Raw genomic sequence first — 9,573 nt, 5'->3', positions numbered from 1 at the left:
TCGGAGGCGGTCCAGTCGGCTTGATGCTGTCCCACCTGCTCAGCCGGCCCGGCATCCTCGAACATGGCAGCGTCATCGAGGACTCAGACTTCAGGGAACTGCTCCCGCGTCAGGGTGCCTCCCCGGACTTCCTCACTGAGCCGCCACACGTCCGTTCCGCATCCCAATGCCTGGCTGTGAAAGGTGCCGGTGATCATTGGTCCGCCGGGCACTCCAATGGTCGGCAGGTCAACGGATGCCACAGCCATCAACAGCGATGGGATCGTCTTGTCGCAGCCACCCAGAAGGACGGCACCGTCGACAGGATTCGCGCGAAGCATCTCCTCCGTAGCCATTGCCGCCATGTTCCGCCAAAGCATCGCCGTTGGGCGTACCTGCGTCTCGCCCATTCGAGACGACCGGGAGGGTCAGCGGAATGCCTCCGGCTTCATAAATTCCTTGTTTAACGCTCTCCGCCACTTCATTCAGGTGCGAATTCCCTTGAGGTGTACAAGTCCGGACCGATCACAAACGGCCGAATCTGACATGCCGGCTCAACCGGCCCAAAATAAAAATCACACGCGTCCCACATGACCAGCTGGCCAGATGCCAACAATGGCAGCGACCCCGGAAACTCCGGAGAGACAGGAAGGTCATCATGACCACCGCATACGTCCTGAACATCGGACCAAGTGACAACGGCTCAATTCATTCGGCCAATGCCGATCCGGAGGAAGAACTGCACTCCAGCTGGGGAGAGGCCAAAGCCGCCGCCGAGCAGTACGCAGGCTGCACCCTCTTCTGGGAGGAAGACAAAGGATCGCTCGAACGGAGCGAAGCACGCCGTCAGACTGAAAACCATGACTTGTTCTATCTGCTGGACCTTGAGCAACGGCTTTAAGAAGTCGCGGAACACCTCGCCCAAATTTGCTTCTGGAACCGGGCGCATATGAATCGGCTGCGCCGGCCCTGTCTTGCAACTCAGACTGTCAATCGTTCCCGGAAGCGGAACTTGCAGAGCAGGGTAGCGAGACGGTGGCTGCGCTTCCCACTGATCCCACTGACAACTGTCTCGGCACGTCTCTTGCATCCCATGGGTTGCGAGGCGTAAATAGAGTTGCCATTGCGGCACCTTCACCGCTCATTTGATCGGGCGGGATACACGGTCATGTCAGCTCCAGCATCCGCACAGACAGTCTTTAGGGTACTGGGGCGCCCGATGATCGACCGCTAAACCTGCTGATTTCGAGAATTCGCCATACGGGAGGTCAGCCGATGCGAACCGGCCAATTTATCCGCTCAGTAGCACGGCTGCCGCAAAGAGTCGGGGAGTTGGTAGCTTGCATGTATGACCAATGACTTCATGTGGACGCCACCGGGTGCAAGTGCCAGCGAAATCGAGGCCCATCTGGCACTCACCGAAGGATTCCCTCAGTATTTGATGCCGTCCATTTATGAGTGGCACATCTCTGCGAGTAGGGGTAACAGTAGCTATTCGGAGGTGCGGAATTTGTCAAGGAGTTTGAGGCCAGCGCGAGTTAGGCGGCCTCCTTCTCGGGGGTTGGTTGGTTGATCCAGGCCTGGTTTGGCAGGGTGAGGATTTTCGGGTCGTGGTTGGTGTTGAAGCGCTCGGGGTTCCTCGCGCGGGCGGCCGCCAGTGCGGCGGTCCGTTCAGTGGCTTTGGCGCCGGCGAGTCCGTAGTGCACGTCGGCTGGGGTGTGCAGGCCGATTCCGGTATGACGGTGATGATGGTTGTAACCATCGACGAATTCGGCCATGAACGCCCTGGCGTCGCCGAGCGAGCCGAACCGTTCGGGGAAAACGGGCGCGAACTTCAGGGTCTTGAATAGCGCCTCTGAGAAGGGATTATCGTTCGAGACCCGTGGTCGCGAATGCGACCGGACCACTTCCAGATCCGCCAGCAGGGCGGCAACCGTTTTGGACGTCATGGCCGTGCCGCGGTCGGCGTGGACGACGTGGGGGATGCCGTGCACGCCGAAGATTTCCTTCATCATCTCCACCGCCAGAATCCCGGCCTCGTGGGCGTGGACGTGAGCGCCAACGATGTAGCGGGAATAGATATCAATCATCACGTAACAGTCGTAGTACTTGCCTTTGACCGGTCCGGGCAGTTTGGTGATATCCCACGTATTATGCCGACGTCGGCATAATACGTGTTATGCCGATGTCGTGGTTATGCCGACATTGTTCTCCGATGCCAGGTTTGAGGCGGTGCTCGCGGCGGAAAGGTCGGCATAATCACGCGCTGGTGATCAGCTTGTCTCCTCAACTATTGAGGAGACAAGGAGCACCTGATGACAGCAATAAGGCGAGCGTACCGGCCCCAAATCCATGGGCCGCTGACGGAACATGCCGAGCGTTTCGAGATCGAACTATCACGGCTGGGTTTCACCCCGGCGTCGATAGTGAACCAATTCCATTTGCTGGCGCATCTGAGTCGCTGGCTTGAGACGGAAGGGATATGTCTTGGTGAGCTTTCCGTGCCGCACGTTGACGCGTTCCTCGCTCAACGCAGAGCGACCCACACCGCGTTGTGGAACGTGGCCGACTGCTCCAGCCTGTGAGGTCCCGGCCCAGCCACGGCCGTTTGCATCGGGGCCGGACATCCGTGGGAGGCACGCGAACGAGTCCGGGTAAAGTTCATTACCACCGTCGTTGCCGGACACCGGGCCACGGCAGCAGCAACGACTTCAAAACAGTCTTCACTCGAGCCAGGGGGTGCCCGTGAAATACACGATCGAGGTGGCGGTGGTGTTAGTCCAGTCGGGTCTCAGTTTTTATGCCTTCTGGCTCGTCTGGCGAGTGCTGCTACCGGACCTGCCCGGACCCCACGACCCCGAGAAACGGATCGCCCCGTTCGCGGGGTACTTCACCGATCCGTTCATCGTTCCTGTCGCGAGGACATTTCGCGTTCCGCCGCGTCTCGTGGCGCTCCTCTTGCTGGTGCTCGTTGCGGCGATGTCCGTCGCTCTGGGTCGCCTTCCGTCCCTGGTCGAGTAGGGGTGCCGGCACAGGGCCCCTGGACCTTCCGGCCCGGGGCCGCTGCGACTCTTTCCTCCCGGCGCCCACGAGGCGCTGTGGGTGCCGAAGCGTACGGCTGGCATGCGCCCACACCCTTGACCTTTCTCCACGGGCAGGGTTTAGGTTGACAGTGACCCATCAACGAACGCCCAGCAGTGGCATTCGTCACGGCCCGCGACGTCGGAGCCACCGCCCCGGCAGAACGAGAGGACATGCATGAATGCCAGGACCCCCGACGAGGACCGCGCTGCGCCGGAGATATCCGACTACGGACTGCTTGGGGACTGCCACGGTTCGGCGCTGGTATCCCGTGACGGTTCGGTGGATTGGTGGTGCCCCGCGCGCTTCGACGCCCCCGCAGTTTTCGGCCGGCTCCTGGACCCGCACGCCGGGCACTGGTCCATCCGCCCGGCCACCGGATATTCGGTGGAGCGCCGGTACGTCGAGGGATCGATGGTCGTCGAGACTGACTTCCGGTGCGAGAGCGGGGTGCTGCGGGTCACCGACGGCCTGCTGCTGGGGGCTGGGGAGCGGGGCCACGAGATCGGGTTCGGCTCCCCGCACGTTCTGGTGCGTCAGCTCGAAGTGCTGGAGGGCGAGGTCGAGGTGGAAATGGAGATCGTGCCCCGCTTCGAGTACGGGCTGGTCACCCCGATGATCGCGCGGACGGCGGCGGGCGTGGACATCATCGGCGGCGCCGACCGGCTCCTGCTTACCGGCGACCGCGAACTGCAGATCGAAGGATCGCGAGCCGTGGGCAGCTTTCCCCTCGGAGCGGGTGAGCGTGCCACGTTCGCCCTGCACCACCGCCAGTCGACCGACCCGCCGACCACGCCGCTGGATGGCTCGCCGGCCCTGCAGGACACCGTCGCGGGGTGGCAGTCCTGGAGCGCCATGCACCAGGGATACCAGGGCCCCTACCGGGACCTGGTCCGGCGCAGTGCCCTGGTCCTGCAGGCCCTGTCCTATCGGCCGACGGGGGCGGTGGTCGCGGCCCCCACGACGTCCTTGCCCGAGGAGATCGGCGGCACCGCCAACTGGGACTACCGGTTCGGGTGGTTGCGTGATGGGAGTCTCACGCTGAAGGCCCTGTGGGTGGCGGCCTGCCCGGACGAAGCGCAACGGTTTTTCGACTGGATCACCGACTCGGCAGGCCCCGGGGACGGCAGACCGTTGCAAATCATGTTCGGGATCGGCGGGGAGCACGACCTCACTGAGCACACCCTCGACCACCTGGCCGGGTACGCCGGCAGCCGACCGGTAAGGATCGGCAACGACGCGTGGACGCAGAAGCAACTCGACGTGCTCGGCGAGGTCCTGGAGTGCGCGTGGATCCTGCGCTATCAGCTCGGCGACTTCCCGCCGACCACGGCGGACTTCCTAATCTCCGTGGCCGACCGGGCCGCGGCCACGTGGCAGGAGCCCGACGCCGGCATCTGGGAAGGGCGCGAGGGAGAGCGGGACTACCTGACCTCGAAGCTGATGTGCTGGGTGGCCCTGGACCGGGCCGTGAAACTCGCCACCCAGATGGACGCCCCGGGTGAGAAGGCGCAGCGGTGGGAGACCGTGCGCGATGAGGTCCGCGCCGCGATCCTGGACCGCGGGTGGAGCGACTCGGCCGGTGCGTTCACGGGAGCGTTCGGCTCCGACCACCTCGATGCCGGCGTTCTGCTGATGCCAGTCATGGGCTTCCTCCCCGCCGATGACAAGCGAATCCTCGCCACCATGGATGCCGTGGAACGGGAGCTGTCCACGGACGGGTTGGTCCAGCGCTGGACCGGGGCCGGCGACGAGGGAGCGTTCGTGATCTGCTCGTACTGGTTGGCCACGGGCCGGGCCATGGCCGGGCAGGTCGAAAGGGCACGGGAGATCTTCGATGCCGTCACCGCGCACGCCAACGACTTGGGACTACTCTCCGAGGAAATCGACATCCACGAGCGGACCCTGATCGGGAACTTCCCGCAGGGTCTTTCTCACATCGGCCTCGTGGACGCTGCCTGGGCGATCGCCCAGGCCGAGGATGCCGAATACCACTGACCAGCCACATCGGAAGCAGCACATCAAGAGAAGGAGAAGGACATGGGAAAGCTCACCGACAAGATCGCCCTCATCACCGGATCAGACTCCGGCATCGGGCAGGCCACAGCAATCGAGTTCGCGAAAGAGGGCGCCGACGTCGTCGTGCACTACCTGGAGGACGCGGACGGGGCCAACGCCACCAGGGAACAGGTCGAGGCACAGGGACGCCGGGCGATCGTGGTCCACGGTGATCACGGCGACGAGGCCACCGTGAAGGAGTGGTTCCGGGCCGCACTCGAGGCGTTCGGGCGGATCGACATCCTGATGAACAACGCCAGCGTCGATGCCTCGGGAACCTATGTCGCCGATCTGGAGATCGCCGACTTCGAGGCCACGATGCGCAGCAATCTCATCGGGCAGCTGATCTGCTGCAAGCACTTCATCAACCACCGCAAACAGACCGGCGGCGGGGGGAAGATCATCAACATCACCTCGGTGCACCAGGAGCAGGCCCGTGCCGGGGCCGCGGACTACGACTGCTCCAAGGGCGCGCTGCGCAACCTTACCCGCACCCTCGTGCTGGAGGTCTCGAGATGGGGATGACGGTCAACAACATCGCACCCGGGATGGTGCTGACCCCGTTCAACCAGAAAGCGATCGACGACCCGGAATACCGCGAGGAACAGGTCAAGAGCATCCCCCTCAAACGTGCCGCCCAGCCCGAGGAAATCGGCCGGCTGGCCGTGTTCCTGGCCTCCCCGGAGGGTGACTACGTCACCGGGGCGACCTACGTAATGGACGGCGGGCTGATGCAGATGTCTGGTCAGGGCGCCTGACCCGGTTCCGACTACATGCGCCCGGCCCCTGCCGCGGCGCACACCGATCACCAACAACGAAGGAGCAGCCATGGTCAAAGCAGTGTGGAACGGAGTCATCATCGCCGAGTCCGAGGACACAGTGGTTGTCGAGGGCAACCACTACTTCCCCCAGGACTCGGTCGAACACCAGTACCTGAAGGACAGCGACACCCACTCAGTGTGCCCCTGGAAGGGCACAGCCGACTACTACACCCTCAAGGCCGAGGGGCAGCAGAGCGTGGATGCCGCCTGGCTCTACCCGGACCCCAAAGACGCGGCGATGTCCATCAAGGACCGCGTGGCCTTCTACGGGGACGTCGTCACGATCGAGGAGTGAGGCCCGTTGCGTGACCGCACCGGGGCTGACTCGTGAGGTTGCACGCCGGCAAGGGCGAGGACTGCCGATGATGTCTGCATCGGCGTGTGACCGGGGTCGATGCCGTACAACATGGTCTCGGACGCAGCCCGGGCCCAGCGCTGTGACTGGTTCACCGCGCTGCGGACCCGATCCTCATCTCACGTTGTAGTTACCCCGACTGAAACCTTGTCATTCCAGTCGAGACCGGGCTGACCACTGCTTCGGCACAGTGCGTGGCTGGGGCACGCCGTCGACGGAGACGTCGAGCCTCTCGTGTTGGAAGGCGATGGTTCCGGCAATGTTGCGGTATGGGAAGAACGGCTCGGGATAGGACCAGGCGATGTCGGTCAGCTCCGGCTCACCGGCCACGCTCCAGTATTCGGTGGCGAAGCCCTTGTACGGGCAGATGCTCTCCGTGTCCGAGCGCGTGAGCTGGTCGAAGTCCACGTCCTGTCGGGGCACGTAGTAGCGCCTCGGCAGGCCCGTCTCCCAGAGGAAGATCGCCTGGCGGGACTCGCCGAGCACGACCTCGCCGTGGCGGACCGTCACCAGGCGTGAGCTGGGGAGGGCGTCGATATGCACGAAGGGGTCGTGCGGGTGCTCGAAGACCTCCACGTCCTCCTCATACCAGTGGTCCAGTGCGCCGCGTTCCCAGGTCACTCCGGTCCAGCCGTCGAAACCTTCTCTGCGCCAGGCCCCGTGGCGGATGGTGCGGTCCCCGACGACGACGTCGAACCAGGCGGTGACCTCGGAGTTCGGGTGGTGGTAGCCCCGTTGCTCCGGCGCACCGGTCGGCACCAAATGTTCCGCGCGGAGGTGCTCATTGCGGAACAGGTACCGCGGGACCGGCAGCTGCGCCTCCCACACGAGCAGCTGCTCGCGGGAGTCCACGAGAAGAGTGTCGCCCACGAACCCGCGCACCCAACGATCGCTCGGCAACGGTTCCCTCGCCTGCTGTCCCATCGAACTGCCTCCTGTTGTCGTTCTCCGCGCCGTGGGGGCCTCTGCGTGGACGTCCTCGCGCGTCCGCCTATTTTGCCAGCTGCGGTGCACTCGATCAACCCCGCTGCCGGGCCGTCCGCTCGTGATAAGCGGGCGCGGAAGGGGTTGCCCCACCGAAAGGGGCGGGGCCACAGCCCAGGTACGAGCACACTATGAGCCCGGAGGATGCGACGAGACCGAGGATCACAGGTAGCTGCAGACCTGTTGGGCGTCGCACTCGTCGGGGTTCCCCGCCGCGACTGCTGCGTGGAGCTCGGCCACGGATTCCCGCAGAGCGGTGAGCTCGACGATCTGCTCGTCCAGGCTGGCCAGTTGCTGGGCCAGCTGATCGGCCACGTGGGTACAGGGCGCCTGGCCCGCGTCGCGGATTCGGAGGACCTCGTGGATCTCGGCCAGTGCCAGTCCGGCGTCCTTGCCGCGGCGGATGAGCCCGAGCTTCCCCAGGATCTCCTCCGGGTAGTCGCGGTAGCCGTTGGCGGAGCGCCCGGCCGGTGAGAGCAGTGCCTTGGCCGTCATGCCGACGGCTGCGGCGGCCTCACCGATGCGCATAGTTTCTCCCGATCGTGGAACGTTCCTGAAACAATCCACACTAGTGAAAGGTTTCTATAGGGACAGCTTCGCCACTGTGTCCAATCGAGGGGGCAGCCGTGCTTGTTAAGGTTCGGTCCGGGACCGGTCGTCCTCGACGGCTTGCCACGCCTTGCGGGCGGCGATCAGGACGGGGTCCCACAGCGGTGAGAACGGCGGGGCGTAGGACAGGTCGATGTTGAGCAGCTCCTCCACGGGGGTTTCGTGCCACAGGGCGACGGAGAGCACGTCGATCCGTTTCGCGGCGCCCTCTTCTCCGACGATCTGTGCCCCGAGGAGCCGGCCGCTGCCGCGTTCGGCGACGAGCTTGGTGCGGATGGGCCTGGCCCCGGGGTAGTAGCCGGCCCGGGTGGTGGAATCGACCACCGCGGTGACGGGATCGAAGCCGGCGGCGCGTGCCTCACCCACGCCGAGCCCGGTGCGCCCGACTTCCACGTTGCAGATTTTGGTCACGGCCGTCCCGATCACCCCGGGGAAGGTGGCGTAGCCGCCGCCAATGTTGATCCCGGCGGTGCGGCCCTCCTTGTTGGCGTGCGTGCCCAGCGGCATCCGTACGTGGCGGCGGGAGACGCGGTGGAACTTCTCCACGCAGTCCCCGGCGGCCCTGCTGCCAGGCAGCGACCTCGTCAAGGACCGCGTCGGTGATGTTCGCGATCGTCTCATGCGATAGCTCGGTGCCCACCGTGCGGACCAGATGTTGCTGGATATCGCGAACTGTCATCCCACCGGCATAGAGCGAGATAATCATCTCATCAAGGCCTCCGGCCCGCCGGCTGCCCTTGGGCACCAGGGCAGGCTCGAACGTGCCGTTACGGTCCCTGGGAGTGTCCAGACCGATCTCACCGACCTCGGTACCCACCGTTTTCGGATTCGTGCCATTACGTGAATTCCCCGCAGCCTCGGCCATGCTTCTCGTAACCGAGATGATCGGCCAGCTCGGCCTGCAGGCCCCGCTCCAACACTGCTTTGACCAACTCAGGCACGAACCCGTCCTTACCGGTCAAAGCCAGACCGCCATCATCGACCCGACCCATCAAATCATCAAGGAACCCATCATTCATCACCTCCCGCGCAGCGGCGCGGGACAGGCCTTCCGATTCCCGGGTCCGCGGTCCATCGACGGCGGACCGCTCAGGTGCTTTTGCTTCGTTCTTCATCCGAGACATGTGCTGCTCCTAACTGACTCCAAACCTAGAGTCTAAGAAACGTACTTCCACAGTCCATATGACACCCCCGCTGCCCGGGCGCAGTACCTCGACCGGATGGACATCGAGCGCGAGCGTGGGATCACGATCAAGAGCCAGGCCGTCCGGATGCCGTGGACGGTCCCGGACGGCAACCTCCAGAACACCGTTACATGCCGCTGCGATTCACAGACAAGACCAGGCCGACCAAACCGACCGGAAGGTTCACGACGGCAAGGCAAACTCGGGCCAGCGGGCAACCGTTCGGCAAAAGCAATGAACACAGTTCCGGGCATCCGGGTGGGCCCCCTGCTCGCTCCCCCGCCGGACGGTAACAACACGCCGCCGGTGAAACCCACAGCCCTGATCAGAGGTGGCAGACTAGGCGGCACCGGCCGCCACCCACGGACAGGCCCATTCCGAAGGAGTCGCACATGGATGCACCCCGCTACGAGAACCTGAATGCCCTGCTCATCAATTGCTCCCTTACCTCCGACCCGAACCGTTCCCACACCGGCCGGCTCTTGGACGTGGTCGACCACCT

Annotated in this window: 11 protein-coding genes and 2 pseudogenes; 7 read left to right on the top strand and 6 right to left on the bottom strand. The window is 64.3% G+C overall.

The annotated features are described in order from the left end of the window. Nucleotides 1-83: 83 nt before the first annotated feature. Nucleotides 84-335: a dihydroxy-acid dehydratase domain-containing protein gene (locus tag Y707_RS33020; RefSeq protein ID WP_253905287.1), complete on the bottom strand. Its 252-nt coding sequence runs from the start codon at nt 333-335 to the stop codon at nt 84-86. Nucleotides 336-637: 302 nt separating this feature from the next. Between Y707_RS33020 and Y707_RS0120505 the strand changes: the two genes are divergently transcribed. Continuing rightward, complete coding sequence (locus Y707_RS0120505) at nt 638-880, top strand: hypothetical protein (RefSeq protein ID WP_026536447.1); 243 nt, start codon at nt 638-640, stop codon at nt 878-880. Nucleotides 881-1,517: 637 nt separating this feature from the next. Here the strand turns inward: Y707_RS0120505 and Y707_RS27995 are convergent. Beyond that, nucleotides 1,518-2,129 (bottom strand): annotated as a pseudogene (locus Y707_RS27995) (transposase); the annotation flags it as partial. Nucleotides 2,130-2,294: 165 nt separating this feature from the next. Here Y707_RS27995 and Y707_RS0120495 point away from each other — a divergent pair. From Y707_RS0120495 to Y707_RS0120475, 6 genes are all read left to right on the top strand, one after another. Continuing rightward, nucleotides 2,295-2,564, top strand: a complete 270-nt coding sequence (locus Y707_RS0120495) for a hypothetical protein (protein ID WP_026536446.1) — start codon at nt 2,295-2,297, stop codon at nt 2,562-2,564. Between the two features lie 160 nt (nt 2,565-2,724). After that, on the top strand, nt 2,725-3,000 hold the full coding sequence (locus Y707_RS0120490; RefSeq protein WP_026536445.1) for a hypothetical protein: 276 nt from the start codon (nt 2,725-2,727) through the stop codon (nt 2,998-3,000). A gap of 237 nt (nt 3,001-3,237) precedes the next feature. Next, complete coding sequence (locus Y707_RS0120485; protein WP_051442263.1) at nt 3,238-5,058, top strand: glycoside hydrolase family 15 protein; 1,821 nt, start codon at nt 3,238-3,240, stop codon at nt 5,056-5,058. Nucleotides 5,059-5,100: 42 nt separating this feature from the next. Beyond that, the gene (locus Y707_RS27990) at nt 5,101-5,643 is read left to right on the top strand and encodes an SDR family NAD(P)-dependent oxidoreductase (protein WP_216699304.1); all 543 of its coding nucleotides are present in this window, start codon (nt 5,101-5,103) and stop codon (nt 5,641-5,643) included. Next, nucleotides 5,640-5,876, top strand: coding sequence for an SDR family NAD(P)-dependent oxidoreductase (locus tag Y707_RS32315; protein ID WP_216699303.1), 237 nt, complete (start codon nt 5,640-5,642; stop codon nt 5,874-5,876). The genes Y707_RS27990 and Y707_RS32315 overlap by 4 nt, the downstream gene beginning before the upstream one ends. Nucleotides 5,877-5,946: 70 nt before the next feature. Next, nucleotides 5,947-6,234: a DUF427 domain-containing protein gene (locus Y707_RS0120475; protein ID WP_026536443.1), complete on the top strand. Its 288-nt coding sequence runs from the start codon at nt 5,947-5,949 to the stop codon at nt 6,232-6,234. Nucleotides 6,235-6,444: 210 nt separating this feature from the next. On the opposite strand, the gene Y707_RS27985 is transcribed toward Y707_RS0120475, so the two are convergent. The 4 genes and pseudogenes from Y707_RS27985 to Y707_RS30220 all read right to left on the bottom strand — a co-directional run. Then, nucleotides 6,445-7,218, bottom strand: a complete 774-nt coding sequence (locus tag Y707_RS27985; RefSeq protein ID WP_051442262.1) for a DUF427 domain-containing protein — start codon at nt 7,216-7,218, stop codon at nt 6,445-6,447. 222 nt (nt 7,219-7,440) lie between these two features. Continuing rightward, nucleotides 7,441-7,806 (bottom strand): MerR family DNA-binding protein, encoded by a 366-nt coding sequence (locus Y707_RS0120465; RefSeq protein WP_026536442.1) that lies wholly within the window; start codon nt 7,804-7,806, stop codon nt 7,441-7,443. 105 nt (nt 7,807-7,911) lie between these two features. Next, complete coding sequence (locus Y707_RS0120460; RefSeq protein ID WP_253905286.1) at nt 7,912-8,433, bottom strand: oxidoreductase dimerization domain-containing protein; 522 nt, start codon at nt 8,431-8,433, stop codon at nt 7,912-7,914. Nucleotides 8,434-8,452: 19 nt separating this feature from the next. Next, nucleotides 8,453-8,906: pseudogene (locus Y707_RS30220) on the bottom strand (transposase); the annotation flags it as partial. Nucleotides 8,907-9,573: the final 667 nt, after the last annotated feature.

Source organism: Arthrobacter sp. H14 (genome assembly GCF_000520495.1).
Lineage (GTDB): Bacteria > Actinomycetota > Actinomycetes > Actinomycetales > Micrococcaceae > Arthrobacter_C.
The sequence above is the reverse complement of the archived record's forward strand: the minus strand, read 5'-3'. Positions and strand labels throughout refer to the sequence as shown.

What these genes read in the sequence shown, in the direction of transcription:
- Y707_RS0120465 (WP_026536442.1), bottom strand. Translation starts at nt 7,806, where the DNA reads ATGCGCATCGGTGAGGCCGCCGCAGCCGTCGGCATGACGGCCAAGGCA.
- Y707_RS0120495 (WP_026536446.1), top strand. Translation starts at nt 2,295, where the DNA reads ATGACAGCAATAAGGCGAGCGTACCGGCCCCAAATCCATGGGCCGCTG.
- Y707_RS27985 (WP_051442262.1), bottom strand. Translation starts at nt 7,218, where the DNA reads ATGGGACAGCAGGCGAGGGAACCGTTGCCGAGCGATCGTTGGGTGCGC.
- Y707_RS27990 (WP_216699304.1), top strand. Translation starts at nt 5,101, where the DNA reads ATGGGAAAGCTCACCGACAAGATCGCCCTCATCACCGGATCAGACTCC.
- Y707_RS0120505 (WP_026536447.1), top strand. Translation starts at nt 638, where the DNA reads ATGACCACCGCATACGTCCTGAACATCGGACCAAGTGACAACGGCTCA.
- Y707_RS0120475 (WP_026536443.1), top strand. Translation starts at nt 5,947, where the DNA reads ATGGTCAAAGCAGTGTGGAACGGAGTCATCATCGCCGAGTCCGAGGAC.
- Y707_RS33020 (WP_253905287.1), bottom strand. Translation starts at nt 335, where the DNA reads ATGGCTACGGAGGAGATGCTTCGCGCGAATCCTGTCGACGGTGCCGTC.
- Y707_RS32315 (WP_216699303.1), top strand. Translation starts at nt 5,640, where the DNA reads ATGACGGTCAACAACATCGCACCCGGGATGGTGCTGACCCCGTTCAAC.
- Y707_RS0120485 (WP_051442263.1), top strand. Translation starts at nt 3,238, where the DNA reads ATGAATGCCAGGACCCCCGACGAGGACCGCGCTGCGCCGGAGATATCC.